Raw genomic sequence first — 26460 nt, 5'->3', positions numbered from 1 at the left:
GGTGTCATGTTTTGTACTGTATGATAATCAGAATATAATCAACTTTTTATGGAGGACGAACCATGGCAGATGCTCTAAAGGATGTATATTCAACACCTTTCTTAACCCAGCTAGGCACAGCGATTACACAACACTATTCAACATTTGATGTTCCGACATTTATTCGAGACACGGTTGATGAGCAATGGCCGGCACTCAAGTTAATGGAACGTCGCGACCAAATCACACGGGCGCTGCATCATCAGTTGCCAAGCGACTTTACAGAGGCTGCCGGTATTCTGTGTGATATTAGTACAACTATTACCGGCCTTGCCGCACTATGTCTGCCAAACTACGTGGCGCTTTATGGCCGCAACAATTGGCAAACCTCCATGAGCACACTGGGCGTTCTGACCGAAACATCCTCGGCAGAATTTGCCATCCGTCCCTTTCTAGTCGACTCACCAGAACAAACAATTCAGCAAATGGTCACTTGGTCTCAGAGTCAAAATGAAGATCAGCGTCGCCTTGCTAGCGAAGGCATTCGGCCACGTCTGCCCTGGGGGATTCGTCTCAAACAGTTTGTGGAAGATCCAACACCAATTTTCCCGATTCTGGAAAATTTAGTTCACGATCAAAGCACGTACGTTCAAAAAAGTGTCGCTAATAACCTAAACGACATTAGTAAAGATCATCCCCAGTTGGTCATCGATTTCTGTAAGACACACTGGCATGACTCCCAAACGACGGACTGGATTATTAACCGAGCCCTGCGAACACTGTTTAAGGCGGGAAATCCGGATGTATTGACACTACTAGGCTACAGCCAACGTGATGCATCATTACTGACAAACATCTCGTTAACAACATCTTCACCGACCATTTTCCTAAATCAAAATTCTGACTTTAGTTATCAGCTCTCGAATTCAACAAAGAGCGATTTACCACTTTATCTCGGTTACCGCGTACACTATGTTAAGAAGAACCAGCAAACATCTGCCAAGAATTTCTTTATCAAACGTGTCAACTTAAAATCACAACAAGCGATAAACGGGCATTTCTCAATAAAGTGGAAGCAGCTTACCACCCGCACGTTATATGCTGGGGTGCATCACATTGAGCTATTGGTCAATACAGTGCCAGTCGCCGACACAAATGTTGATTTAACAATTTCCTAGTTAACTAATTTTTTATGTCAATAACAGCTTGATGTAACTATAAAGTCCTACCTCTTCCGCGAAATACTCTTTACACTTGGGTCATAGGAGAAATTGAGGGGGCGAAGCGTATGAAAATCAGTTAACAAATCAAGCAACAACGTGAACAACGACATTGGTCACAAGCTGATCTGGCTAAACGTTTGAATATTTCGCGTGAATCTATTTCGAAATGGGAAAGTGACACTGCGTTACCAAGTTTCACGAATGTCATTAAGCTCGGTGAACTTTTTGATTTATCATTAGATGATTTAATTAAGGGCGACGACAAGCTGATTCACAACTTTGAGTCACACGAGCCAGAACCGTTATCAAGACTAAGCAAATTTGTTCTTAGTGTGACAGGCCTATCAATTGTTGGGTACTTGATCGGCTTGGCACTGCACATGTCTGCTAGTAACCTTCGTGATTGGTTAGAATTACCTTTCATTGTGACATTGATTTGGCTCCTTTGTACAATCAACTGGACACAAATGAACCGAATCTTGTCAAAGAAAACGTTAATAATCGGCGGACTCTGTTTAACATTTCTGCTTATTCCGAGCATAACGCAGTCTATTCATGATATGATTTCAGGAATGTGGGCTGGTATCATGCAAAGTGAAAAAGATGGTTATCTAGGCGTAATCCTTCTTTTTAAATCAATTTTCTTCAAATAGAATTCAAAAAATCGATCAATTTTCTCAAATTGGTCGATTTTTTATTTCCCAGGAAATATCTTTAACTACAGCTCATGCTGATACTTAATCGTGCTCTGCCCATTCGCTAACGAAACAACCTGCAGTTGATCCGGAATTTGTTCCTGCATTTCTGTCACGTGGCTGATAATACCAATCATCCGATTATTGCCTTCAATGGTCTGTAAAGCTTCCATCGCCATCTGCAAAGCCTCGCCATCCAGTGAACCAAAGCCTTCATCCACAAAGAGTGCTTCAATTGTGATTCCGCCCGCTTCGCTTTGAATGACTTCACCTAGCGCTAAGGCCAGTGACAATGCTGCGATAAAGCTTTCCCCACCAGACAAGGTATGCACACTACGGACTTTACCAGCTTGATCATCGAATACATTGATCTCTAACCCAGTATCTGTGGCCCGCGAACCAGCCGACGTATCCAAACGGAATTGATAGCGTCTATTCGTCAGTACGGCCAGTCGCACATTGGCCACTGTCAGCACTTTTTGAAGATAAGTTTGTAAAATATACCGTTCCAAACTCAGATGCATATCGCTTCTACCAGTAGCAGTGTCAGCTAACTCAGCCATTTCGGCCAATTGCTGTTGTGCTTCACGGCTTTCATCCATTAACGTCTTCATCTTGGTCGCCACATCTTCATTACTTTGAACCACCTGTTGAAAGTCATAGAATGCTTGCTGGGCAGTCCGTTGCTTTTCAGTCTGTACTTCACGGGCTTTGACAGTTTCTTCCACATTTGGCTTGGTTTGGTCACCAATTTGTTTCGTCAGTGTCTCAACTTGCGCAGTAGCACGACTTTTATCTGTTAAGAAACGTTGATGAACTTTTCTTTGCTCATCAAGTTCATCAACTTCATTTGCCAATTGATTGAACGCTGCCAGTTCCACAACGGGACGCCGTTTATTTAATGCCTCATCAAATGTCTGCTGGGCGGCCGTGGCAGTCTTGTGCTGTTCAGCTTGAGTCTGAGTCAGACTCGTTACCTGAGTTTGTAATTGTGTAACGTTCTGTTGTGCCTTATTTTGGTCATCCTGTTGTTTGGTCGTCTGCTCTATATAAGCCTGACTCGCCTGTTCAACTTGCTTAATATGCGCATCTAAGGAAGCTAAATCTTTGAATTGGTCTGGAAGATCATGACGGCGATCTTCGAGTTGTGCTGTCACGGTAGCTAATTCCGTTTGCACATGTTGTACCTGTTTATTAGCCTCATCACGCTGAGCGGTCAACGTTTCTAATTGAGGTTTGACGACGGCTAATTGCTGCTGGAGTCGAGTACGGTGCTCCAAAGCATCGCTCAGTTGCTGAACTGTATTGGCCAGTTGTTGCTTAAATTGTGATAACGCGGTGCGTGCATTATCGGTAGCCACTGACTGATCCGTTAACTGCGCAATACGTTTAGCCCAATTTGACTCGTTTTCCTTATAAACAGACTGATCTTTTTCTTGCCCTGCCTTCAATTCATTGAGTTGTCCCGTAACATTAGCAACGCGCTGATTTAGGTCTTGTCGCTGTTTATCCGCTTCCTTCAGTTCATCTTCGGTTACAGCTGTGACTGTTGCCACTGCAACCTTAGGATGTTCCGTAGAACCACATACAGGACAGGGTTCACCATCTTCCAATTTCGCACTCAAACGCTGAATTTGCCCGACAGTCCAATCATGATCTAGCTGTTGATAGTTGTCCGCCGCACCTTTTTGTTTGGCAGTCAGTTCCGCCAATTGTTGTGCTGTTTTCTCTATTCGTTGATGACGAAGTTGCAACGCATGCTGCTGTTGATCAAGGTCAGTCTGTTGAGCGACTAACGTTTTTAACGCATGTTGTTGATCCCTAACCGTCAGTTGTTGAGCGCCCAATGATTGCAGTGTCGTGAGTTGCTGATCCAGCTGATCGCGTAATTGCTGTTGTTCACTGAGTTGCTTAGCAATTAGCTCAGCGTTTGTTTGAGCCGTCTTTAACTGCTGTTGTTGTGCCACTTGCCGTTTATTCAATGTCGCCACAGTTTCAAACAACGGTCGCACTTGTCTTAGGCGTGTCAGTTCAGATTGCCGTTTGACCTCTTCTGGTTTCTGCGCATTTAATTGTTCGACAACTGCTACAGCGTCAGTCAATGTCTGTTGAGCGGTGGTCAAACTAGTCTTAGTCGAGGCCAGTCGTTCCGTGGTCCGCATTTCCTGTTGTTTCGTTTCTACTGCCTTTTCTCGCAGTGGCACAGTTTGTTGAACCCACTCCAACTGTTTGATGTGCGCAGTTAGTTTTTCTATATCAGCCGTCTGCTGATTGAGCTTGGTCAGTGCCAATTGCGCTTGCTCACGTTGGTTAAAGACAGCTAACAAACTTTCTTCTGTTTTAACCTGGGTCGTCAATTGGCTCAACCGGGCTGATTCCTTGTCATTTACTTGCCGCCTGCGTGCTAACTCCTGCTTCATCGCTTCATTTTGCTGAATCAGAGCGGCCAAAATGTCTGTTGCCGGCGCATCGGCGACTGGGACTTCTGTGTCATCTTGCCACTTAATCATTTTTGCATACGTCGCCAATTGCGTACTCTGATCTTTTGAGGCCTGACGCATCGCTTTTAGCTGATCATTTAAATTGTTGGCCCAGCGTTTGTATAAATCGGTCCCAAACAAATCGGCCAACAAAGCTTCCTTATCATTACTGTTTGCCTCAAGAAAATGTCTGAACTGGCCCTGAGGCAACAAGACGATCTGAGTAAATTGTGCCGGCGTCAGATGGAGTAAATCAAATAGTTTCTGATCCACTGTTCCGCGTTTCGTCCAGCTTTGTTCTTTGCCATCGCGATCAGTAACGGTCAGATCTACGCTGGCAACTTGTTCAGTTGTCCCCGTGCCACGCTTTTTAGCAAGCGTCTGCTTAGGTTTGCGATTGATCACATATTGTTGCCCGTGATGTTCAAAAATGAATGTTACAAACGTCTCTTCCGTTTGGTCAGCAAAGTCCGAGCGCATTTCATCGGGATTGCGGTCACCACCAGATGAACGGCCAAACAGCGCAAAACACATCGCATCAAAAATGGTTGTTTTACCGCTACCCGTCTTGCCACTAATCAGAAATAGTGGTGCGTCGTTAAAATCTTCAAAATCAATTGTTTGGTCCTTATAGGGCCCGAAATTTACTAAGCGAATTCGTAATGGTCGCATGTTAATCCTCGTGTTCAGCTTCCTGCAGGCCTTGTTCAGCCCACTTCTGTTGTTGCTCGCTCATTTCGTCATCATTGACGTGCTCAAAGAACTTTCCAAACAACGCCATTGGTGCCAAGGTTGGGTCCACCCTTTGGACAGTCGGTAGCTCATCGCGGCCGTTCTGTCGATCCAAACTAACGATTCGTGGATAAACCTGACGCAAGCGATTCATTACATCTGGAATGATGGCCTTGTCTGTCAATGTCACGCCATAATAGGCATCGCGGTCTAACTTGTCATACGTTTCCGGATCGGTTAATTCTTCGAAAGAACCCGTTAAGTTAACGACATCCCGTAATGGCTTAATTGGTACATACGTTGTTGTTCCGGCATCTGAATCCACAATCCAAACGCCTTTTTGCTCGTCAGCCTCGGACAGTGAAAACTTGACGGGTGAGCCGCTGTATTTAATCTTGTCGTCAGTTAGCGCTCGATGATTGTGTAAATGCCCAAGTGCAACATAATCAAATGCACCCAACAAATCCAGTGGCACCGCATTAAGCCCACCAACAACGACTTTCGTTTCAGAGTCCGTTTGACTACTGCCCGCGGCAAAGAAATGCGCGATTAGGACGTGTTTCATCCCTGCCTTAAACGCTTTTTGTTGACGATTTACGACCAATGTCATCGCTTGTTCAACCGTCTTAATGCTATCGTCTTCAAACACGTTTCGAGCCTGCCACGGTTCAAAATAAGGCAACAAGAAAAACTGCGTATTGCCCAGTTCAACTGGCTCGAATGCATCCGCCAACTCGGTATTTAAGAAATAATTGGTTTGGGCATACCACTCACTGCCGACATGCAAACGTGTGGCACTATCATGATTTCCGCTAATTGCCAAAACCGGAAAATGATTAGTCAAATTTAAATCAATCAACATATGATTCAGTTGTTTGACACTATCTTCGCTGGGCAATGATCGGTCATATAAATCGCCTGCAACAACGACCGCATCGACTTTATTTGCTAACGCAATTTGTAAAATTTGTTGATACGCATCGTCCTGTTCTTCATGTAAATCAAAACCATGCAACTTTTTACCAATATGCCAGTCAGCCGTGTGCAAAAATTTCATAATGGTCTCCTATTTTACGAGTTAATCGTGTGCTACAAGTTTACACCCAAGCTCAAATATCGTGGAACAGTCTTTTTACATCGAGTAATTTAGGTTCTTACACATTTACATACGCATTTTGATAGCGCAATGTTTGCCAGACTAAAAAAAGACAAAATCTTATCCGGATTCCGTCTTTCACTGCTATTTAAATTAAGCTTTCACAATTCCCAAATCAATCATTGACTGTGCAGTGGCAATAATTGCCTCACGTGCTGAACGTGGATGCCAGCCCAACATGGTGACTGCCTTTTCGTTACTTGTCTCGGCATACTGTCCAACTAGTAGCGCCACCATTTTCAACATCGGATTAGTCAGTGCAACAGCTTTCACCAGTGTGTTTGGCATTGTCTTCGTTGGTAGCTTTGACGCAAATTGTGGGAACGCTTCACGAAGAATGTTTGCCACATCCAACATCGACAATGTTTCACCCGTCGTCGCTAAGAAACGTTCACCCACAGCTTTAGGTGACGTCATCGCCAAAATGTGCAGACTTGCGACGTCACGAACATCAACATAACCGGAATCAACCTTTGGTACAGCTTTGATTTTACCTTCTAATAAATCTTGAATTTGAATGTTTGAATGTGAGTAATCTGAGGACAACACGAGCCCCATAACACCAACTGGGTTAACCGTGGCCAATTCCATCCCATTACCTTCACTGTTAATAAAATTCCACGCCGCGTGTTCAGACATTGTCTTAGACTTTTGGTAAGGATGAATATTCTTGGCCGACAGATCCGTCCAATCCTTTTCGGTGTATGGCGTGGTCCGGTTCTTGTGACCGGCAAAAATCGCGCCATAAGCGGAGGTCAATACAAAACGTTTGACCCCAGCATCACGTGAGGCACGCATAACGCGAAGCACGCCATCCACGGCCGGACGAATCATTTCGTCTTCATTTTTAAAGTTTAATGTTGGCGTCGGTGATGCGGGATGGATCACATAGGTTGCACCCTTTACAGCCTCGGTCCAACCATCATCACTCGTGAGATCCGCTTCAACAATCGCCAAGTTGCTAAAATCCGCCACACCACCCTTTGCTAACATTTCATGGATTAAGTCTGTCTTCTTCATTGATCGAACAGTTGTCCGAACCGCATAACCCTGCTGCAATAATTGCAAAATAATATGAACAGCGATAAACCCGCTACCACCTGTAACAACAACTAATTTCTTATCCATTTTTGAATTCCTCCGCTTACGTTATACTTGTAACATCTGTAGAAGAATTGTAGAGTGTTTCTTATAGCTAAACAAGCCAAAAACGGGCATCTGTGACAGAATAGGAGAATTGTAATGGCAGCCACCAAACATGCGCAACAAATCAAACAAGACTCGCAAGAATATCTCACCACAGCTTTACTACAACTGTTGGAAACTAAAGACCTGGCTGAGATTACTATCGCTCAGGTCGTCCGCCGAGCCGGCGTCAGTCGCATGGCATTCTACCGAAACTTTGAGACACTAGCGGATGTTTTGATCGCGTATTTTAAACCGCAGATTGACGCACGCTTTAATGACATTATGACCAACACGCCACAGGATCAGAAAATTGCAGCATTAGGAAAATTTTTTACGGACATGACTGATACTTTTAATCTGGCTGCCAAACGTGGATTTGAACCCATTATTCAAACTGTGTTCAACGAAAACATGGCCACTTTCTATAAGGAGACCATCAATTGGAAGGATATCAGCATTGCCCAACAAACCTACTGGGTTAAGTTCATGAGCGCTGGTGTCTACGCAATTTGGCGTGAATGGCTGAGTAACGGACAAAGGGAGTCTATAGAAACAATTCATGAAATCCTAGCAAAGTTTCAACAATCAACGTTGGCGGCCCTTAAAGAGTAAAAGCCTTTCTATGTCGTCCAAGGATGTCAATCAATGATCAGCCTAATGATTGCTCTTCCATAACAACGCTAGTATTATCACATTGAAATTGAAATGCGTCGTCAAACCCCCATCATTATTGGCGAATGATGGGGGTTATTTTGCGCTTATTGATATAACGCTATCCTGTCTCTGACCGTTATGTGACGCACCCATTTCTATGTATCTAAAACGCGCTCACTCCCCATAGAATCCGTGCTGTCCTTGCTACTACATATCCAAAACGCGATCCTGACCCCGAATCCTGTGCATAACAACACTTGCATGTTAGCTGGGTGACGTAAAATCCAGGCTGTGGCAATAGCATTCTTAGAAACATCGTACTTTTCAGCCAGTTCTTGTAGTTTGTCATTTAACTCTTTGAACTTATCGTTATTAATGAATGTTCCGTCGAAGAAACCGTACTGGAATGGTGACCATGTCTGGACCGTCATATGCTTACGACGTGAATATTCCAACAGTCCGCCATCATGCATCACACTACGATCATCCGTCATGTTGACGTGCAATCCTTCATCGATCATGCCAGAATGCATAATGCTGAACTGTAATTGGTTAATGAGCAAACGTTGGCTCGTTGCTGCTTGCAACATTTCAATTTGTTCAGGATTGAAGTTTGATACACCAAAATGACGCACCTTACCAGAAGCCTGCAGTTCATCGAAAGCAGCTGCCACTTCGTCAGGCTCCATCAGTGGATCTGGCCGGTGCAACAGAAAGGCATCTAAATAATCAATGCCCATCCGTTCCAAGATACCATCAACTGATTCAATCAAATGTTGTTTTGAAAAATCATAGCGTTGGCCAAACACAAAGCTGCCATGACTGCGAGCAGGATCAAAAATAATCCCACCCTTCGATTGAATATAGAGCTGATCACGTTTGACAGATGACTTTGCCAAGGCCTGTTTGAAGACCTTTTCGGAATTGCCCATCCCGTAAATATCAGCTGAGTCAATATAATTGATGCCAGCGTCAAACGCACTGTCTAGCGTTTTTGCAGCATCGTCAGCGGATAACGCTTCCATTCGCATGATTCCCAAGGCGACTGCGGATGCCTTAAAATCGGTACCGCCAATGTTGCGTTGTTTCATAGTTTTTCCTCCAAATCAAAAGTTGTTGTGTATTCGCTTTAACTATAAAACTAACAATGGGGGTGCGGTCAAGTGGTTACCCCTGCTACGAAACTTTTAACTCAGCAAACCAATTTCAACTCCGTAACCCCCCTTGTTAAAAACAGCACCGGCTAGCTATCCAAATAGAAAACCGTCAGAAGCTGTCCCATCAGGGCGTGATGAATCATTAACTGACTTAATAAGTAAACTGAACATCGCCAAATACAAAAAGATTTGTATTTGCGAAGTTTTTGATATTTACTTGCTTGCGCAAATAAATCTTTGGTTTTATAATTCTAGACACTAAAAAGGTAAGGAAGGTGAAACCAATGCTGGCAACAGATGACGGGATTTTAGCACAACTCAATATCGTTTCTCGTAAGTTGCAAATGCAGTTAAATAATGAACTCATGCCACTTCAACTAACCGCCAGTAACTACTATTTCCTCTTAAAACTGAACTTGGTAGGACAAATGACACAGGATCAGTTATTTCACCAAATTTATCTCAGTCCAAGCAACGTGACGCGTCGTTTGGATGAACTGATCCGGCTGGGACTAGTCAAAAAGACACGGGCCACAGATGATAAGCGATCCTGGAATATCAGTTTGACCAACAAAGGCACTCGTTTGATTCCAGCTCTTAAACATGTGTTAGCCCACATTAATCAGGAAAGTTTAGGCGCCCTATCTGCAGCACAAGTGGACGCGTTTACAGAGTCCTTAGTCCAAATTGCCGTTAGTTTAACGTAATTAAGGAGGCATACCTGATGACAAAATTTGTTGATATTCACCATGAGCCAAACAAGATGTTGACGTTACCAGATGATTTCGTGGAAGTCGCCCGTGATCTACGCCCGCGAAATCACAAAACCGTGACGGTAATTCGTTATCAACGAGCTGGCAAAGTCGTTCCCAACAATGCCCACGTCACAGTTATCTTCGGCAACGACGGTCGGCTACTAAGCTACAACAACTTTAGTATCGATAGTGACGCACCGTTGCCACGTGGCGAAGAAGCATTACAGATTGCACAACAAACCTTTGAATCGATTGATCCGAACTTTGCTCGCCATTTGCGCTTCATGCGCATTGATAAGCAAACACGAACTTTCACAGACGGTGGCCGAACCGTTCAAACATCAATCCTCTGGGTCAAATTTTCACACCGCAATGGCTCATATAACTGGGTTTCTGTAGGGCCAGGCGGACAAATCGTTGAAGTTGAGCGTGACTCCCGCTGGAACTACTTGCTCTCCCGCCGTTCAACCGAAGAGTGGAATTTTGACGACTGGGTTCTGGTTCGTGAGGGCAAACGTCGGCAATTACCGGCACCACAGCCATTGGGATAGCACCGTCTGCCCTACTCCGCTCACTATTTTCCGTTTGAAACCACACAATTCCGAGGAGGCTTCATCATGTTAAACGAAGACAAGTACGATTATGACGTTGAACGTTTAGGCCAATTACGCGATGAACTGCAACGTCTCGAAGACAACGATTACGTCACTGCTTACTACAAGGGCTACAGCTCAGAGGGTCTAACGCTGGATGAAGTTCGGGACACCATCAAGGATCTCGAGCAACAGATTCGCCAACTGGAACGTGAACTCGATGAAGACGGCGAATAAACACCTTCCCTCATTCACTTTACGCAATCCTGTTTAAAAAAGGTGAAAGAAAGGAAGTGGAATCGTTGCTTAAAAGATGGCTTATTTTAAGTATTCTTGGCTCATTCTTCTTCATGGTCATCATTGACGGTAGCATCGTTAGCATCGCCATTCCGACCATTGCAAGAGATTTGGGCGTCTCAACAAACGCAACAACGACAATTATTGGCATTTACCTCATCACCATCAGTGCGTTGTTACTATTTTTCGGTCAACTTGGCGATCAGCTCGGTCGACCATTCATCTTTGAAATTGGCACCGCACTGTTCCTGATTGGCTCAGGACTGGCAGGTTTTGGAATCAACTTACCGTTTGTCCTCTTCGGTCGCTTTGTTCAGGCTGTAGGTGCCAGTATGACGATGGCTAACAGCTATGCCATCGTAACGGATACTTTCCCACCACAGTATCTGGGACGTGCACTTGGCATTGAAGCTTTGTTCATCTCATTAGGATCACTTGCGGGACCAGGGTTAGGCGGACTCATTTTGGCCTTCCTCCCCTGGGGTTACATTTTCTGGATCAACGTTCCGCTGGGTATTATCTGCCTCATTGCCGAATGGTTTATCTTTCCACGACCTGGCAAACTTTCCCGGCCAAATGTAGATTGGTTGGGCGTCGGTGACTTGATCATCCTGGCCATTTCTTTCTTCGTTGCATCCAGTGTCATCATGACCCATCCGCTGTGGGCCACTATTGGCCTGATCATTTTCTTTGCGATGATCGCTGTGTTCGTCTATCACGAACGTCGGGCAGCGCGTCCATTATTAAATCTCAACCTGCTTAAAAACAACGCGTTTACGCAAAACGTTGTTGCCGCATTGATCAGTTTTGTTGTCGGTTACTTCTTCACATTGTTGGCACCAATCTACCTGCAAATCGTGTTGAAGTATTCCAGTCAAGTCAGTGGTTTGCTGCTAATGGCCTCACCGATTGTCGCTTTAGTAGCAAACCCTATTGCCGGCACACTAACGGATAAATTCAACAAACAGCGTGTTATGGCTGCTGGCTTAATCATCCTTCTGCTGGCTCAGATTGGCCTAGTGCTCAGCAATGGTCATGTTGAACCAATCGTCTTCATCGGTGTTTCAGCACTGATCGCTATCGGCACGGCTGTCTTCGGCACACCAAACAACACGCTGATCATGCAAAGTGTCTCAACCGCCGACCGTGGGATGGCAGGATCGATTAACTCATTAATGCGTGAATTCGGACTCGTGTTGGGAACTACGCTTTCAACACTAACCTTCTATGTTCACCTTTCGTTTGATGCAGGTCATCGAACAACCACAGCTATCGGTCAGTCTGCAGCTAATATTATTGCCGCACAACGAACCGCCTATCTGTTTGGCTTATTGCTCTTAGCTGGCGCGGGTATCATTGTGTTCAATCGTGCACGCAAACGGACGATTGCTAAAAACGCCAATCTCGCTCATCAACACTAATATCTCTTTAAATTTGGAGGAGTTCCTTATGACAAAGTATTTGAACGTTAACGGCAAAGAAAACCGCAACCTTGTTATTCCAGATGATTTTGTTGCAGTTAGCCGTGAACAGCACCCTCGTAATGGCGAACAGGTAACCGTCGTTCGCTACCAAAAGGAAGGTCCAGTAGTTCTCAATAACGCTCACGTAACGGTTATTTACGGTAGCGACAACCGCCTCATCAGCTACAACAACTTCAGTTTCGAAGAACCAGGCAACTTGCCAAGGAGTCAACAAGCAATCAACCTTGCTACTCAGGTCTTTCAATCCATTGATTCAGCCTACGCTCATCAACTGAGCTTCATGCGCATTGACCAAGAAACGCGCACCTTCACCAATGATGCTGGTCAACTCGTAACCACACCGATTCTGTGGGTCAAGTTCGCTCATCACAACGGTTCCTATAATTGGGTCTCAATTGGACCAAACAACGAAATTGTTGAAATCGAACGTGAATCACGCTGGGACTTCGGTCAATGGCGTCGTGGAACAGAAGAGTGGAACCTTGATGACTGGGTCTTAGCTCGTGAAGGCAAAGGGCCACAACTTAAGGCGCCATCCGCACTCGCCTAAAAGATCTGTCTGTTTCACGTGTAACAAAGGAATGTTTCTCAAGGACTTCCAGTTACAAAAGACAAAAATCGTAGTGAATTTTAACTGCCATAAAACGACATGTACTTAGCCACATTAAGTGCATGTCGTTTTTGTTTACACATATCCAAACATCTGTATAGCAAATTAAGAAAGCGCTATCAAAAATAATAAAGTTATCTTGACACACAAATTTTTAGGGTTTATCTTGTATATGAAATCGATTTCATAAAGGCGGTAAAAAATTGTCAAAGCAAGTTACTATTAAACAAATAGCACAATATGCGGGAGTATCAGAAGCAACCGTTTCTCGTGTTCTTAACCAACCTGAATTGGTCAGCAAACAAACAATCCAGAAGGTTAAAGATGGGATGGACGAATTGCAGTATCGGCCGAGTGCTCTCGCACAAAGCATGCGAAATCACACTACAAAAACTATTGGTGTGGTCATTTCAAACGTATTAAATCCATTTTTTACTACCCTCGTCCGTGGTATCGAAGATGCGGCTACTAAACGTGGCTACTCTGTGATTGTTTGCAACACTGACGAAAATCCAGATAAAGAACAGCGTTATATCAATATGCTAGTTGATCATCAGGCAGATGGCATCATTTTGGCTAGCACTGGTAATCATGCCAACTATCATTCAATGGTCAATGACATGCCTCTCGTCTTCATCGACCGTATGCCACAAGGTAAGGATGCCAATTTATATGACACAGTTTTAGTTGATAACGAGAAGGGCAGTTTTAACGCCGTTGACGCTTTAATTAAGCAAGGCGCGACCCGCGTTAATGCCATTGTTAGCCCCGTCGCCACAACCGGTACAGAGCGTTTAAATGGCTTCCGAAAAGCACTAACAACTCACGATTTCCCAATTCGTGAGCAAGATATTGCACTCGATGATTACCTTGGTCAGCACACAGCAGAATTGGCACTTAATCTCATTCAAACTAATCAGTGTGATGCCCTCTTCTGTGGTAACAATGTGATTCTAATGAATGTGCTGAAAGTCCTTAAAGAATGGCAAATTGGGGATATGAAACTAGCTGTTTTTGATGATCAACCTTGGTTTGATTTTGTTCAATATCCTATTATTTCAGTAGATCAACCAGCATATCTTATTGGTACCAAAGCTTTTATTACACTCATGGATCGCCTCGCTAATCCCGATCGCCCCGTGACGCATGATATCGTCCAGACTAAATTAGTAATTCGATAATAGATTACTTTTTTAATCAAAACTTTTGTAAGCGCTTCCTTAAGCGCATTACATAAAAATCAATTACCGATTTTTATGGTCTTTTATGAAATCGATTTCATTTCATTAAATTAACTAACAAATACCTAGTCTTATATCTAAGGAGATTTATATATCATGAAACGTTCACAAATTAACACCATTTTGGACAACTTAATTGCTTTTGCCTCAGAACACAAAGTTTATTTCCCAGAATTTGCTAACTGGACAACCGAAGACGTGAAGAATGCCGGCCCAGAATATCAGGAAACCTTTGACAACATGTTGGGATGGGATGTCACAGACTTTGGCAGTGATGACTTTGCTAAACGTGGCTTGGCTACGTTCACTTTCCGTAATGGTAATTTCAACGACAAAAAAACTTATCCAAAACCTTACTGTGAAAAAATTTTGATCCTTGAAGACGGTCAAGAATTACCAATGCACTTCCACAAGATTAAGGAAGAAGACACTATCAACCGTGGCGGCGGTATTCTCGACATTACCGTTTACAACGCAACAGCCGATGAACAACTCGATAAAGAATCGGATGTGCATTTAGTTAAGGATGGCAAGAAAATCACTGTTCCTGCCGGTGGCGTCGTTTCATTGGAACCCGGAGAAAGTGTCACGATGACACAACGCATCTATCACCGTTGGATGGGTCGCAAAGGCACAGGCAAGATCATGGTTTGGGAAGTTTCTTCATCAAATGATGACAACGTCGACAATCGCTTCTTTGAACCAGTACCACGTTTTTCGAACGTGGACGAAGATGAACCTATTCGTCATGTTCTATTCGCTGATTATCCTACACTGCGTGGTAACAAATAATCGTCTTTTAATAGCTGGTATTCATGTTCTGACTAATGTTTGAACATGCCGTGTCCTCGTTCCCGAGTTAGGAATAAGGACACTTTTCTTGAAAGGAGAAGCATCATGACAAACAAAACGGCAAAAAGCCGCAGCAGTTGGTATATTTACTTTTTTGGTGCGCTAGGCGGATTATTATTTGGTTACGATACAGGTGTTATCTCTGGTGCATTGCTTTACATTCGAGCAGAAATGAAACTTACCTCCCTTGAGCAGGGCCTAGTCGTTAGTGCTGTTCTTTTAGGTGCCATTATTGGGGCTGCTATCATCAGTCCAATGTCCGATCGGTTCGGGCGCAAGAAAATGGTGATGCTCTCAGCATTAATTTTCTTAATTGGTGCCCTACTATCAGGTTTTTCACCTGATGTGATAGTCTTGGTCATCGCCCGGGTCATCTTAGGTGTCGCCGTCGGTGGTGCGTCGGCACTAGTACCAATGTACCTAGCTGAAATCTCTCCTGCTCGTATCCGGGGCACGCTTTCCAGTCTTAACCAATTAATGATTATGACTGGTATCTTACTGGCCTACATCATTGACTATAGTTTTGCTAACGTCACAAATGGCTGGCGTTATATGTTAGCGTTTGCTGCACTACCAGCGATCATCCTATTGATTGGTGGTGTATTGCTACCTGAAAGTCCACGATTCTTATACAAAGTTGGGCGAACTGAGGATGCTAAAAATGTATTGATGCGTCTTCGGGGAGACAATGAAGAAGAAGTTAACGATGAGCTCTCAGTTATTGAAAAAGCTAACAAACAAGAATCTGGTACTCTAAAAGACTTATTCTCAAAACTTGTCCACCCTGCATTGGTAATTGCTGTTGGACTATGTATCTTCCAACAGATTACTGGATGTAACACTGTTTTATATTACGCTCCAACCATCTTTTCACAGGTGGGACTCGGAAATTCGGCTGCCATTTTAGGGACTGTTGGGATAGGTGTCGTCTCCGTTATTACCACCGGTATCGCTGTCATTATCATGGATAAGTTTAACCGTCGCACGCTGCTTAACTTTGGTTCCGTTGGTATGGCGGTCTCACTATTTACACTTGCAATCGTGACTAATTTTGCTGAAAAAGGTTCTGGACTCTCTGCCTGGATCGTTATGATTGCTCTTGCCGTGTACATTGTCTTTTTTTCTGCAACTTGGGGACCAATTGCTTGGGTCGTAATGGCAGAAGTTTTCCCGTTAAATGTGCGTGGGTTAGGAACTGGTTTCGCGAGTGTTATCGACTGGTTTGCTGACTTAATCGTTTCATTAACTTTCCCAATTTTATTAACTTGGTTAGGAACATCAATCTTCGCTATTTACGGGATTATTTGTATTTTAGCAATTGTATTCGTCTCAAAATTCGTATTCGAAACCCGCGGCCGCAGCCTTGAAGATATTGAACAAGAGCTGCATAACCGCGCTAAATAATGGTAGGAGGACATTATGATTACTAATAAAATCGAAGAATTTGATCATCATAACGGTCGTCTTATTAAGAAGTTTACATTAATCAATAAACGTGGTTCGAGTATTAGTGTATTGGATTTTGGGGCAACCTGGTACGAATACCGTTTAGCACGTCACGATAAAACGACACAAAATGTGTTATTAAATGAACCTGATATTGCGCATTATTTGAACAATCCATTCTATTTAGGTGCCACAATTGGCCGCGTAACTGGTCGAATTAAAAATGGTCGCTTTACGCTTGGCGGAAAGCAGTTTCAATTACAGCAAAATGAAGGCGCTACCACTCTTCATGGTGGTCCCCACGGATTTGCTTATTTGCAGTGGGAAGGAACTATTTTATCCACGGACGATGGTGATAACTACCTTCAATTCAGTCGACAGGTAGACCAGTCTTTGGACGGCTTCCCTGGCACCATGACAGTCACAGTCACTTATTCGCTTTCAGAAGACGACACTGTTGACATCACTTACCAAGCCATCTGTGATACTGACACTTTGTTCAGTCCCACTTGTCACGCCTACTTCAACTTAAATAAGGATAATCAAGACATCAAAAACCATGACATAAAGAGTAATGCTCAATTTGTTGAAGCATTGGATGAGGAACATGTGCCAAACGGCATTCTGGCCCCTATCGACAACGACATGTATGATTATAGAAATTTTAAAAATGTTGGTCAGGCAATTAAAAGCATTATTGACAGTAATCACGGCGCTGGGATTGATGATACTTTTCTCACGCCTGCAGGTGCCGACGTTACCATTCGTGATCAAGAAAGCAACTTAACATTGCAAACGACTGCAGATCGTAACGGGGTTACTATTTTTACAGCCAATGGGTTTACACCAGCCATGCAAACTAATAAGGGTGCAGGAAAACCATTCCTTGGTATTGCAGTGGAACCACATATTCTTTCCAATGCGATTAACCTCGAAGGTTTTGGTAACATGATTTTAAAAGCAGACGTTAATCAAACCTACCACGCACGGTATCATGTTTCTGAGGGGGTCTAAGCATGAGTTATGTATTGGGCATTGATCTTGGCACCAGTGCTGTCAAGGTTTCAGCCGTTAATCAGGAAGGTGTGATTGTTGCTCAGCAATCGTTTGATTATCCACTCAACCAACCACATCCTGGGTACAGTGAACAAAATCCTGAAGACTGGGTATCTGGGACTACTGTTGCCATTGTAAATTTAATCTTGAAAGATCATCTCAAACCAGAAGACATTGAAGGCATCAGTTATTCTGGTCAAATGCACGGTCTCGTCCTGCTTGACGAAAATCATCAAATACTGCGGCCTGCAATCTTGTGGAATGACACCCGCGCAGCAAAACAGCGTCATGAAATTACAGACGTTTTGGGTGATCGTTTTGAAACAATCACTAAGAATCAACCTTTAGAAGGGTTCACGCTGCCCAAGTTACTGTGGGTCAAAGAAAATGAGCCAGAAATTTATAAACAGATTGCTACGGTTTTGCTTCCCAAAGATTATGTTCGTTTTAGAATGACTGGCAAATTAGCTATCGACTACTCTGATGCCACTGGAACGGTCATGCTTGACGTTAACGAAGGCACTTGGAGCAAAGAAATCCTGGATTCATTAAATATCGACATCGATTTATGCCCGCCGTTAATTAATTCCACGGATTTTGTCGGCAATATTACGAGCAGTTATGCATCCTTCTCTGGTCTATCTACTAGCACTAAAGTCTTCGGAGGTGCAGCAGATAACGCTGCAGGCGCGATTGGCGCCGGTATTGTTGATGACAAACAAGTTATGGTAAGCATTGGGACCTCTGGCGTTGTTCTGAAGACGGAACCTAAAACAAGCAATTACCGTGGCGTGCTTCAATTTGAAGATCATGGGATCACTGACCAATACTATTCCATGGGCGTTACCCTAGCCGCGGGTTACAGTCTTTGCTGGTTCAAACGAACTTTTCTTCCAGACCATTCTTTTGATGAACTCACTAGTCTGGCCGCCGAGCGGCCAATCGGCGCAAACGGGCTTATCTTTACACCATACATTGTAGGAGAGCGAGCACCCTACGCAGATGCCGATATTCGCGGCAGTTTTATTGGCGTAGATGGTGTTCAGACTCAAGGCGACTTTATCCGATCAGTGCTGGAAGGAATCACTTATTCTTTTAAAGATATTTTGCAAATTTATCAGAACAACCATCGTACATTTTCACAGGTTGTCTCTATTGGCGGTGGCGCCAAAAGTTCGTTTTGGCTGCAACTACAGGCAGATATTTTTAATGCACCAGTCACCAGCCTTGTTAATGAACAGGGCCCTGGATTAGGAGCTGCCATGATTGCCGCCATGGGATTGGGTTGGTATCCTGACTGGAAAACTTGTGTCGCAAAGTTTGTTCAGTACGGTAAAATATATCAGCCGCAACCGGAGCATGTCGCACAATATGAGCAATTTTACGCTGTTTACCATCAAGTTTACGAGGCAACGGCATCTCTAAGCCATCAACTGTTGCAATTGCGTCGTCAAAACAGTTAGTCGGTGTGTGACTAACCTTATAAATTTATTGACACTCGTGCACGCATGAATATTGATTCATGTTACACGTGGAACATTTATTAACTGCTTAGACAGTAAATACCCCTGGATGAATCCGGTTGAAGATTCATTCAGGGGTATTTTTGTGTCTGATAACATTCTCAGATGCTCGTTAATTTGGCATTAATTCTACCAGGCCGGTAACGTATTTCCTTTGTAGTATTTCTTCAAATTCTGCTTGGTTGCCTCCGTCTGATAGGCCTTCACGATCTTTTTGTACGTTGCGTTGTTCTTATCTTTCTTCAAGGTTGAAACAACATTGATGTACTGACCACCTGTCTTTAAGTGTTCAGCGTAAAGAGCATCCTTAAGTGACAGCTTAGCAGCCGAAGCGTAGTTACCATTAACGACTGCAGCATCCGCACTGGACAGAGAACGCGCTGTTTGTGCCGCATCAACAGTTGTAAACTTTAAGCCCAATCGATTCTCAGTGACGTCCTTAGTCGTTGGCAAGCTAGCCTTGTTCAGTTTGATAAATCCAGCCCGTTTCAAAAGCACTAATGCCCGTGTTTCGTTAGCCGCGTCATTTGGAATCGCAATCTGCGCACCGTGTTTGATTTCTGACAATTTCTTAAACTTATTAGAATACAGCGCTAATGGTTGAAAATAAGTATTCCCAATAGCAACGATGTTAGTGTGATGTGCTTTGTTCCACGCATCTTGGAAGTTTAAACTTTGAAACGCATTAATGTCTACGCTGTGGTCTGACAGTGCCGCATTCGGCTGAGTATAATCGGTAAAGTTCACAATCTTTAAGGTAATGTGATCCTTCTTCTCAGTCTCCTTGCCAACGGCCTTCCAAATAGCTGCGTCCTGGTCGCCCACAACACCGACCTTTACCGTTTTATTACTACTCTTTCCACAGCCTGCTAATGTTAATGCTAATCCAAAAGTGATTCCTAATGCTGCTAATAAACGTCCCGTTTTTTTCATATTGAACCTCTCCCTATCAAATCAAGTTTACGACGGTCAACTAAACAAACAACTGGCAACATTTACATCGCGCACAAAAATAAGCGCTCCCTAAGTCCACCACTTAAGAAGCGCTCGCGCACGATACCATTCTTGTTTCACCAAGACTTGCATCTTGATGCTTACTAGCCATTTTCATGGCGTGCACAATAATGAGTGCCGGTCATTGCCACCTGTCCTTGCAGTTCGGTGACACCAATCACAGGCCATTTTCATATTGTGCCCTGCGACCTCGTTTCAGCTAAAGAGGCTCTCTAAGCGCTGGCAATCAACATTACTTTCCTGATCAATTCGTTTTGTTGTTTGATTGACAAAAATATACGCCCGTTATCATTAAAAGTCAATGAGAAAAAATAATCTACTGAAAGTAACTCGTTTAAAACTAAATCGTACTTTCACCAATATTTCGACTGACCGTCGTTAACTCAAACATTGGCCACAACATGAGCAATCCTAAGAAAACAAAACCAAACTGGTAAGCATGTCCCAACGTCATTGTTTGACTGAGAACGGAGACGATCACTGTAATTAAGGACACACCTAATCCTTGCGCTAAGGTCATAATCACGGCCGTTAACGTGTTCGCACTGTTACGTTCAGCCAACGGCACATCAGCAAATGTCAGCCCATTGTAGGCAGTTAACGCTAAGGAACGCCCAACCCCGGAAATAAACGCCAACAATGCGATTATCCATGGCCATGTTGATATCGTAATCAGTGCCAAACAGAACGAACTGACCATCACCATCAAGAAGGCGCTAAAGAGTGCGCCACGATATTTTAGCGTTTTGATAATCACTGTCGTGAAGGGTTTAATGCCAATATTTCCCAGAAAAATAAAAATCACGAAACCTGATGCTTTTACCGGTGACCACTGAAAAATCGTTTGCAAATAAACCGTCATTAAGTATGGCATGGCCCCAACTGATAACCACAAAACGCTATCGCCCGTTTGTGTGAACCGAAATGATTCAATTCGTAGTGACGAAACGGAAAACAAAGGATTTTCGACTTTGCGTAAGTGAAAATAGGAAAAGACTAACATCCCCGCACCAATGACCACCATCAGTGCTGCTAATAGCCATTCCGAACGACCATGAGTCGCTAATTCTGCCCCAGCTAAAATTAATCCTGATGCAATTGCGATCTCAACAAAACCGATAACGTCAAACTGGCGATGTTCTGCTGATTGATTATCTTGATCAATCAGAAAAATCCCAATCAAAATAATAATAATTCCCATCGGTAAATTAATCAGAAAAATCCAGCGCCAGTTCCACCATGTCACGATCAAACCACCGATTAACGGCGCAATCGCTGGCGCAATTAAGGCCGGCCATACTAAGTAACTCGTCATTCGCAACAATTGTGACGGGATCGTCTTTTCCAACACGATCAGTCGAGCCGTTGGTGTCATCATTGCGACTGACATTCCCTGGATCACCCGCATCCCCAGCAGAATGGCAAACGTAGGCGCCAGCGCACTGCCCAGCGAACTCAACGTAAATAAGCCAACGGCCAATAACCACATGCGTTTCTTGCCAAACCAATCAGCGAGCCACCCACTTAATGGAATAAAAATCGCAACAGTAATTAGGTAAATGCTCACTAGCAGTGCGACTGTGGCTGATCCTGTCTGAAAATATTTCGCCATACTCGGCAACGCCGTGGTCACAATCGTCCCATCCATGATTTCCATGAAGAGGCTCGCCGCCATTAATAACGCAATTTTGATTTCTTTAGTCATTCGACTGAAAGCCCCCGTTCTTCTCCAGTGCTACTTTAAAGCCTTGGATCCACTGCTCTGTCACCTGCGCTTGGCGGAGACGTAACTGCATCTTCTGTGCCGCATACCAGTGATCCTTGTGCTCGTGCTTCTTTAAGTGCTCCAACTCCGTTTGACAGTCATTCACAATGGCAATCTGCTCGTTCATATACTGATCCAGCAATCCCTGTTGATCGGTTAATGGCAAATGCTGCATTGAATCCAGCTTGATTTGAAAAATATCATCCGTGTGAGCGCCCTCAGGAACTGGCGCATACATTAATTCCAAGAATCGCACTTCACCTTTCTTGGTGATGGCTGCCAATCTTGTCGACCGTTTGTCATCGCCTTGAACCGTTAGCGTAATGTAGCCCTCTTTTTCCAAACGTTCAAACAATGGATAGATGACACCAAAGCTAATCTTTCGGTGACGGCCAAGTGAAACCTGCATTGATTGACGCAAACGATAAGCCGTTTTAGGGTTCTCCATCAGTTCGCCCAAAATATATAATTCATTCATTATTTTAGAATTTGCCGTCCCTTTATATCTTTTAGATGCAAACAATATATATCTAAAAGATATAAAAAGCAAACAAAAAAACGGCCACATTTGATGTGTCCGCGTAATTCAGCATCATTACTGATAAGGGTTGCCGTACTTCTCCGTATAAGCATAAAAACCAAGTTTATGTAACTCGACGCCCATCGCAATCTCCTTTGCTGAGGAACCAATCATTTTAAGAACCCGTTCTGTAAAGTCTAACGCAGCAGTCCCGTTGGCAGTAACGAGATTACGATCGCTGACAACCTGAACGTTTTGAAAATCTGTTGGGTTTTTATAGTCTACATAATCTTTCCACAAATATTGGGCATTCCCAGTGTGCTTAAATCCTGTTAACAAACCTGTTCTCGCTAGAAAATCAACGGCCCCACAGATGGCCCCAACTGGAATTTCGTTTGTTAGACTACCCGAAATAAGCTGATAAAGTGCCTCATCGGTAATGCTCCAAGAATTGCCACCGATTAGAACCAATAAATCAATATGCTCAGGGACATCAGAAATCAGATCATCGACTTGGGTTGTAAATCCACCGATAGATTTGACTGACGACTTGATTGATGCCGTCCTAACCTGCCAATCTTTCTTCTGATTCAATTGACTGGAAAGATAGGCTCCCTCCCAGTCAGCATATTGATCCAAAAGGACAAACTCTGCTATTTTCATAAATAATCTCCCACTTTTCTCGAATGTACGTTCGCATTTATAGTGTACACCTTTTGAAAGATTATCAGAACTGCTCTAGATTGTCCTTGCTACTAACTGATCATAAGCTTCCTTCAACTCAGACTTATCTGTTTTACCAACAGCCGTCTTGTTGGCGGTCACTAAAAATAGTTCGCTAGCCTCCAAGAGTTCACTGACTTGCTGGTTGCCGATCAGTGTTAGCACAAAGACGTAGATCCTCATTGTATGAATGGCACTCAATGAATCACCATCGCTAACGTCGTCAGTCAAACCATCAACTTGTCGAATCACATCCAAACTTAAACGTGCCATGGCTGTCTTAGCCCTGTAAATGCTCTGTTTGGCCGCCCGTCGTCGTTCGAAAAAGTTGAAAAGTAATGTCGTGAGCACCGCTGCAAACGTCGCTGCACCCGTAAACCAATCCGCTAAAGATCCAATTTGCATTAAGATCACCCTCAAATTTGATTCACAATCTGTTTTAAAAACGCTTGTCGTTGACTAAAATGGCTGTTCGTAATGCCGCCGCAATTGGTCCAGTGCCGCTGCTTGATTCCCAGCTGTTTAAGCGTTGCCCCCATAAAAACACGGCTAATTGCATTCCCAGAAAACAACTTTAAATACCATGTTGGTGACGTGGATGTTGTTAAAACATCAGCCCGTTTGATATTCGTCATCAAACCCTTAACGCCTCTTGGAGTGTTGATGTAGGCAAACTGAGGTTTCATCACCTTATCAAAAAAGCCTTTCAACATACCTGGCAGGTCGTTCCACCAAATCGGCGTAATGATAATGAGGTTCGTACTATTTCGCAGCACCGTTTGATATCTAGTGACTAGTGGATCCGTGGTGTCACCATTTTTAAACTTAGCCAGTTCAGCTACAGAATAGCGGGGATCAAATTGATCTTTATACAGGTCAATAACGTCATACGCCTCACCTAACTGATCTAACTTTTCTTGAACCGTCATCAACACCTGATGATTAAAACTTTTATCATACGGATGGCAATAAACAATTGTTGTTTTACTTTGCATCGTTAACGCCCCCGTTTTTCACAATGTCATCAATCATACTGTCCACAACAGCCTCATCATAAGTTAGCGCACCGTTAACAATGAGTTGTGCGTAGCCAAAGATGAAAGACCACAGCTTGGTAAACAACAAGTCACTCTCTTCGGTCAGATGATAGTCATGCTTTAACCCTGAGACTTCCTGACTCATATAACGTAAAAAGGGTTCCTCAGTATTACTGAAAAAATTCTGCTGCCGATACTCAGCAAGTGCCCTAGGACTAAAGAAAAGAAACGCCACTGCGTGCGGTTTTATTCCTGCCCAAGACACAATCATTTTCCCTAGCTTTGCAATAATCTCCCGGTGTTCCTTGGGACTAAGTTGCGCCACACTTTGAATAGCTTCGGTTTCAAACTGACGTGAGACCTCTTGCAAGGCCGCATCCAACAAATCATCTTTTGATTTGAAATGCTTATACACTGCCGATGGCGCAATACCAACGGTCTTAGCCGCCGTCCGTAAAGATAGCAGGTGAAAGTCGTTCTCACCGACAAACTCAACGGCATACTCAACAATTCGCTGACGCGTATCCGTTGTCCTCAAATCTGCCACATCTATCATTTCCTTTGAATTTTGATTTTAGGATAACACTGTTCACCTAAATTGACAATAAAAAGCGAACTTCATCCTAATTCTCATCAGGCAATAAAGTTCGCTTCGTTAATTCACTTTAAGTGCAACACTATTCAACCGAATTTTGTTTTGGCTCTCGTTGCAAGGCGACTAATCCCAGACCGACAATTAAACCGATAAGCATAAACGGTAAGAAATCCAGTCCATCTTTGAACAAGGGGAAGAACTGCTGGGCAAAATGATTGCAGGCTTTAACCACCGTCAATTTGGCAAACACTGGTGGCAAAGCGTGAATGAAATCAAAGATTGCCGGAATTAGGACTAGATAAATCGTCGTCCGATAAATTGTGGCATTCTGATGAATCAAAGGCTGCAAGATCCCCAGCACAATCAGACTGATAGCCAATGGATATAACAACATTAATAATGGCGTTGAGAAGGCAATAATCTGAGTTAAGCCGATATTAGCAATCAGAAAAGCTCCCACCGTCGTCCCCAGCAAAAAAGTCCGGTACTGAACACGTGGAAAACGACGACTGAGGTCTTGTGCCAGTGATGTGATGAGCCCGATGGCGGTGGTCAGGCAGGCTAGCAACGTCAGTGCGGCTAATAAGGCCGTCCCAATCAGCCCGGTATAATGTTCCATAATCTGACCAAAGGCTAGCCCACCGTTAGCACTCATTGATGTGTACCGTAAACTAACGGCACCAAGCATGATCAAAAACGTGTAAATAATTGTTTCTAGTGACATTGAGAAAAGACCAATCTTAGCGATGGCCCGTGACTGAGCGCCCTCATTGTGCACCCCCATATACTTGAGCGCATTGACAATCGTTACCCCAAATCCAAGACCGGCCAGAGCATCCATCGTGTTATACCCTTGTAGAAACCCGTTTGTCAGCCCACCAATTGAATTAGCCGCGCTCACAAAAGGCACATGGGTTAAATCACCTTTGATTACCAAGGCCCAGAAGAAAATAAACGTTAATAACAGGAGAAACATTGGATTGAGGAGTTTGCCAACATACAGCGTGATTTTTTGTTGATTGCTGGCCAGCAGGAATGTCGCCAAGAAGAATAAAAATGAAAAAATGGCTAAACTGATTGTTTCAGTCCCTTTTGGAATAAAAGGAACGACGCCGATTTCAAACGTAACCGTCGCCGTCCGGGGTGAGGCAATCAACAGTCCCAAACTGGCGTGCGTAGTTAGCAGAAAGAATGATGCAAATCGTCTACTCACTGGCCTAGCAAGATCATACATGCTATCGCTACGTGTCACACTGATAGCAATAATCGCCAACAATGGCAATAAAATTGCAGAGAGTAGGAAACCAATTGTAGCGGTGATCCATCCCTTACCGGCCAGTTGACCCAAGTGAATCGGGAAAATTAAGTTGCCGGCACCAAAGAACAAACCGAATAGTAGTGATCCTAAGACGTAGTAATCGCGTCTTGTTAAATGTTTTTCTCGTTGATCCATATGGTCAACCTCGCTTTCTGTGGTCCAAGTTTAAGGAGACTAGTGTCTTTGGAATGCTTACTGCTACATGGCTATAACGCGCTCCCAACTCCTGAATCCTGTGCATAAGCTGAAAGACAAATCATTCAGAAATTCACCGAATGGTTCGCCTTTCTCCTTATCGCTCGGCTTCAAACCGGAGCTGGTCACACTCACATACAAAAAAACGTCCCCCGCAACATCTCTGTTGCGA

At 43.7% G+C, this 26460-nt stretch carries 25 protein-coding genes; 13 read left to right on the top strand and 12 right to left on the bottom strand.

Going from position 1 to position 26460, the window contains the following annotated elements; genetic code table 11:
* Nucleotides 1–62 precede the first annotated feature (62 nt).
* Both LROSL1_RS00555 and LROSL1_RS13260 read left to right on the top strand, forming a co-directional pair.
* Complete coding sequence (locus LROSL1_RS00555; protein WP_178913346.1) at nucleotides 63–1157, top strand: DNA alkylation repair protein; 1095 nt, start codon at nucleotides 63–65, stop codon at nucleotides 1155–1157.
* 128 nt (nucleotides 1158–1285) lie between these two features.
* Nucleotides 1286–1855 carry a helix-turn-helix domain-containing protein gene (locus tag LROSL1_RS13260; protein WP_178914898.1) on the top strand — a complete coding sequence of 190 codons (570 nt, stop codon included), beginning with the start codon at nucleotides 1286–1288 and terminating at the stop codon, nucleotides 1853–1855.
* A 65-nt stretch (nucleotides 1856–1920) separates the two neighbouring features.
* Here the strand turns inward: LROSL1_RS13260 and LROSL1_RS00545 are convergent, their stop codons facing one another.
* The 3 genes from LROSL1_RS00545 to LROSL1_RS00535 form a co-directional block, all read right to left on the bottom strand.
* Nucleotides 1921–5049: an AAA family ATPase gene (locus LROSL1_RS00545; protein WP_178913345.1), complete on the bottom strand. Its 3129-nt coding sequence runs from the start codon at nucleotides 5047–5049 to the stop codon at nucleotides 1921–1923.
* Nucleotide 5050: 1 nt separating this feature from the next.
* Entirely contained in the window at nucleotides 5051–6166 is a 1116-nt protein-coding gene (locus LROSL1_RS00540; RefSeq protein WP_178913344.1) for an exonuclease SbcCD subunit D, read from the bottom strand.
* A 192-nt stretch (nucleotides 6167–6358) separates the two neighbouring features.
* Complete coding sequence (locus tag LROSL1_RS00535) at nucleotides 6359–7393, bottom strand: SDR family oxidoreductase (protein WP_178913343.1); 1035 nt, start codon at nucleotides 7391–7393, stop codon at nucleotides 6359–6361.
* A gap of 114 nt (nucleotides 7394–7507) precedes the next feature.
* Here LROSL1_RS00535 and LROSL1_RS00530 point away from each other — a divergent pair, with 114 nt between their 5' ends.
* Entirely contained in the window at nucleotides 7508–8065 is a 558-nt protein-coding gene (locus LROSL1_RS00530; RefSeq protein WP_178913342.1) for a TetR/AcrR family transcriptional regulator, read from the top strand.
* 197 nt (nucleotides 8066–8262) lie between these two features.
* On the opposite strand, the gene LROSL1_RS00525 is transcribed toward LROSL1_RS00530, so the two are convergent.
* A complete protein-coding gene (locus LROSL1_RS00525) occupies nucleotides 8263–9198 on the bottom strand; it encodes an aldo/keto reductase (RefSeq protein ID WP_178913341.1) in 936 nt (311 codons plus the stop codon).
* A 350-nt stretch (nucleotides 9199–9548) separates the two neighbouring features.
* On the opposite strand from LROSL1_RS00525, the gene LROSL1_RS00520 reads away from it, so the two are divergent.
* The 10 genes from LROSL1_RS00520 (at nucleotide 9549) to xylB (ending at nucleotide 19061) form a co-directional block, all read left to right on the top strand.
* Nucleotides 9549–9971, top strand: a complete 423-nt coding sequence (locus LROSL1_RS00520; protein ID WP_017261356.1) for a MarR family winged helix-turn-helix transcriptional regulator — start codon at nucleotides 9549–9551, stop codon at nucleotides 9969–9971.
* Between the two features lie 17 nt (nucleotides 9972–9988).
* Entirely contained in the window at nucleotides 9989–10570 is a 582-nt protein-coding gene (locus LROSL1_RS00515) for a hypothetical protein (RefSeq protein ID WP_178913340.1), read from the top strand.
* Nucleotides 10571–10636: 66 nt separating this feature from the next.
* Nucleotides 10637–10849, top strand: a complete 213-nt coding sequence (locus LROSL1_RS00510) for a hypothetical protein (protein WP_017261358.1) — start codon at nucleotides 10637–10639, stop codon at nucleotides 10847–10849.
* A 56-nt stretch (nucleotides 10850–10905) separates the two neighbouring features.
* Nucleotides 10906–12330 (top strand): MFS transporter, encoded by a 1425-nt coding sequence (locus LROSL1_RS00505; protein WP_225440539.1) that lies wholly within the window; start codon nucleotides 10906–10908, stop codon nucleotides 12328–12330.
* A 28-nt stretch (nucleotides 12331–12358) separates the two neighbouring features.
* On the top strand, nucleotides 12359–12943 hold the full coding sequence (locus tag LROSL1_RS00500) for a hypothetical protein (RefSeq protein ID WP_017261360.1): 585 nt from the start codon (nucleotides 12359–12361) through the stop codon (nucleotides 12941–12943).
* A gap of 263 nt (nucleotides 12944–13206) precedes the next feature.
* Nucleotides 13207–14184, top strand: a complete 978-nt coding sequence (locus LROSL1_RS00495; RefSeq protein WP_178913338.1) for a LacI family DNA-binding transcriptional regulator — start codon at nucleotides 13207–13209, stop codon at nucleotides 14182–14184.
* A gap of 156 nt (nucleotides 14185–14340) precedes the next feature.
* A complete protein-coding gene (locus LROSL1_RS00490) occupies nucleotides 14341–15036 on the top strand; it encodes a D-lyxose/D-mannose family sugar isomerase (protein WP_178913337.1) in 696 nt (231 codons plus the stop codon).
* A 105-nt stretch (nucleotides 15037–15141) separates the two neighbouring features.
* Nucleotides 15142–16500 carry a sugar porter family MFS transporter gene (locus LROSL1_RS00485; protein WP_178913336.1) on the top strand — a complete coding sequence of 453 codons (1359 nt, stop codon included), beginning with the start codon at nucleotides 15142–15144 and terminating at the stop codon, nucleotides 16498–16500.
* Nucleotides 16501–16515: 15 nt separating this feature from the next.
* Nucleotides 16516–17556 (top strand): aldose epimerase family protein, encoded by a 1041-nt coding sequence (locus LROSL1_RS00480; RefSeq protein ID WP_178913335.1) that lies wholly within the window; start codon nucleotides 16516–16518, stop codon nucleotides 17554–17556.
* A gap of 2 nt (nucleotides 17557–17558) precedes the next feature.
* On the top strand, nucleotides 17559–19061 hold the full coding sequence (xylB, locus tag LROSL1_RS00475; protein WP_178913334.1) for a xylulokinase: 1503 nt from the start codon (nucleotides 17559–17561) through the stop codon (nucleotides 19059–19061).
* A 189-nt stretch (nucleotides 19062–19250) separates the two neighbouring features.
* Here xylB and LROSL1_RS00470 read toward each other — a convergent pair whose 3' ends face one another.
* From LROSL1_RS00470 to brnQ, 8 genes are all read right to left on the bottom strand, one after another.
* The gene (locus LROSL1_RS00470) at nucleotides 19251–20054 is read right to left on the bottom strand and encodes a MetQ/NlpA family ABC transporter substrate-binding protein (RefSeq protein ID WP_178913333.1); all 804 of its coding nucleotides are present in this window, start codon (nucleotides 20052–20054) and stop codon (nucleotides 19251–19253) included.
* A gap of 421 nt (nucleotides 20055–20475) precedes the next feature.
* Nucleotides 20476–21840 (bottom strand): MFS transporter, encoded by a 1365-nt coding sequence (locus tag LROSL1_RS00465; RefSeq protein WP_178913332.1) that lies wholly within the window; start codon nucleotides 21838–21840, stop codon nucleotides 20476–20478.
* Nucleotides 21833–22378: a PadR family transcriptional regulator gene (locus tag LROSL1_RS00460; protein WP_225440538.1), complete on the bottom strand. Its 546-nt coding sequence runs from the start codon at nucleotides 22376–22378 to the stop codon at nucleotides 21833–21835. The genes LROSL1_RS00465 and LROSL1_RS00460 overlap by 8 nt, the downstream gene beginning before the upstream one ends.
* A 117-nt stretch (nucleotides 22379–22495) precedes the next feature.
* Nucleotides 22496–23083 carry a DJ-1/PfpI family protein gene (locus tag LROSL1_RS00455; protein WP_178913331.1) on the bottom strand — a complete coding sequence of 196 codons (588 nt, stop codon included), beginning with the start codon at nucleotides 23081–23083 and terminating at the stop codon, nucleotides 22496–22498.
* 75 nt (nucleotides 23084–23158) lie between these two features.
* Nucleotides 23159–23548, bottom strand: coding sequence for a hypothetical protein (locus tag LROSL1_RS00450; protein ID WP_178913330.1), 390 nt, complete (start codon nucleotides 23546–23548; stop codon nucleotides 23159–23161).
* An 11-nt stretch (nucleotides 23549–23559) separates the two neighbouring features.
* A complete protein-coding gene (locus LROSL1_RS00445) occupies nucleotides 23560–24138 on the bottom strand; it encodes an NAD(P)H-dependent oxidoreductase (protein WP_178913329.1) in 579 nt (192 codons plus the stop codon).
* Nucleotides 24128–24727, bottom strand: coding sequence for a TetR/AcrR family transcriptional regulator (locus tag LROSL1_RS00440; RefSeq protein WP_017261368.1), 600 nt, complete (start codon nucleotides 24725–24727; stop codon nucleotides 24128–24130). Before LROSL1_RS00440 ends, LROSL1_RS00445 begins: the two co-directional genes overlap by 11 nt.
* 130 nt (nucleotides 24728–24857) lie before the next feature.
* Entirely contained in the window at nucleotides 24858–26228 is a 1371-nt protein-coding gene (brnQ, locus tag LROSL1_RS00435; RefSeq protein ID WP_178913328.1) for a branched-chain amino acid transport system II carrier protein, read from the bottom strand.
* Nucleotides 26229–26460: the final 232 nt, after the last annotated feature.

This window comes from Furfurilactobacillus rossiae, assembly GCF_013394005.1.
GTDB lineage: Bacteria > Bacillota > Bacilli > Lactobacillales > Lactobacillaceae > Furfurilactobacillus > Furfurilactobacillus rossiae.
The sequence above is the reverse complement of the archived record's forward strand: the minus strand, read 5'-3'. Positions and strand labels throughout refer to the sequence as shown.

Excerpts from the sequence above, each read along its gene's own strand:
- LROSL1_RS00470 (WP_178913333.1), bottom strand. The coding sequence starts at position 20,054 with ATGAAAAAAACGGGACGTTTATTAGCAGCATTAGGAATCACTTTTGGA.
- LROSL1_RS00490 (WP_178913337.1), top strand. The coding sequence starts at position 14,341 with ATGAAACGTTCACAAATTAACACCATTTTGGACAACTTAATTGCTTTT.
- LROSL1_RS00455 (WP_178913331.1), bottom strand. The coding sequence starts at position 23,083 with ATGAAAATAGCAGAGTTTGTCCTTTTGGATCAATATGCTGACTGGGAG.
- LROSL1_RS00535 (WP_178913343.1), bottom strand. The coding sequence starts at position 7,393 with ATGGATAAGAAATTAGTTGTTGTTACAGGTGGTAGCGGGTTTATCGCT.
- LROSL1_RS00555 (WP_178913346.1), top strand. The coding sequence starts at position 63 with ATGGCAGATGCTCTAAAGGATGTATATTCAACACCTTTCTTAACCCAG.
- LROSL1_RS00530 (WP_178913342.1), top strand. The coding sequence starts at position 7,508 with ATGGCAGCCACCAAACATGCGCAACAAATCAAACAAGACTCGCAAGAA.
- LROSL1_RS00445 (WP_178913329.1), bottom strand. The coding sequence starts at position 24,138 with ATGCAAAGTAAAACAACAATTGTTTATTGCCATCCGTATGATAAAAGT.
- brnQ (WP_178913328.1), bottom strand. The coding sequence starts at position 26,228 with ATGGATCAACGAGAAAAACATTTAACAAGACGCGATTACTACGTCTTA.
- LROSL1_RS00520 (WP_017261356.1), top strand. The coding sequence starts at position 9,549 with ATGCTGGCAACAGATGACGGGATTTTAGCACAACTCAATATCGTTTCT.
- LROSL1_RS00540 (WP_178913344.1), bottom strand. The coding sequence starts at position 6,166 with ATGAAATTTTTGCACACGGCTGACTGGCATATTGGTAAAAAGTTGCAT.
- LROSL1_RS00515 (WP_178913340.1), top strand. The coding sequence starts at position 9,989 with ATGACAAAATTTGTTGATATTCACCATGAGCCAAACAAGATGTTGACG.
- LROSL1_RS00545 (WP_178913345.1), bottom strand. The coding sequence starts at position 5,049 with ATGCGACCATTACGAATTCGCTTAGTAAATTTCGGGCCCTATAAGGAC.
- LROSL1_RS00510 (WP_017261358.1), top strand. The coding sequence starts at position 10,637 with ATGTTAAACGAAGACAAGTACGATTATGACGTTGAACGTTTAGGCCAA.
- LROSL1_RS00450 (WP_178913330.1), bottom strand. The coding sequence starts at position 23,548 with ATGCAAATTGGATCTTTAGCGGATTGGTTTACGGGTGCAGCGACGTTT.
- LROSL1_RS00525 (WP_178913341.1), bottom strand. The coding sequence starts at position 9,198 with ATGAAACAACGCAACATTGGCGGTACCGATTTTAAGGCATCCGCAGTC.
- LROSL1_RS00460 (WP_225440538.1), bottom strand. The coding sequence starts at position 22,378 with ATGAATGAATTATATATTTTGGGCGAACTGATGGAGAACCCTAAAACG.
- LROSL1_RS00485 (WP_178913336.1), top strand. The coding sequence starts at position 15,142 with ATGACAAACAAAACGGCAAAAAGCCGCAGCAGTTGGTATATTTACTTT.
- LROSL1_RS00480 (WP_178913335.1), top strand. The coding sequence starts at position 16,516 with ATGATTACTAATAAAATCGAAGAATTTGATCATCATAACGGTCGTCTT.
- LROSL1_RS00500 (WP_017261360.1), top strand. The coding sequence starts at position 12,359 with ATGACAAAGTATTTGAACGTTAACGGCAAAGAAAACCGCAACCTTGTT.
- LROSL1_RS00465 (WP_178913332.1), bottom strand. The coding sequence starts at position 21,840 with ATGACTAAAGAAATCAAAATTGCGTTATTAATGGCGGCGAGCCTCTTC.
- xylB (WP_178913334.1), top strand. The coding sequence starts at position 17,559 with ATGAGTTATGTATTGGGCATTGATCTTGGCACCAGTGCTGTCAAGGTT.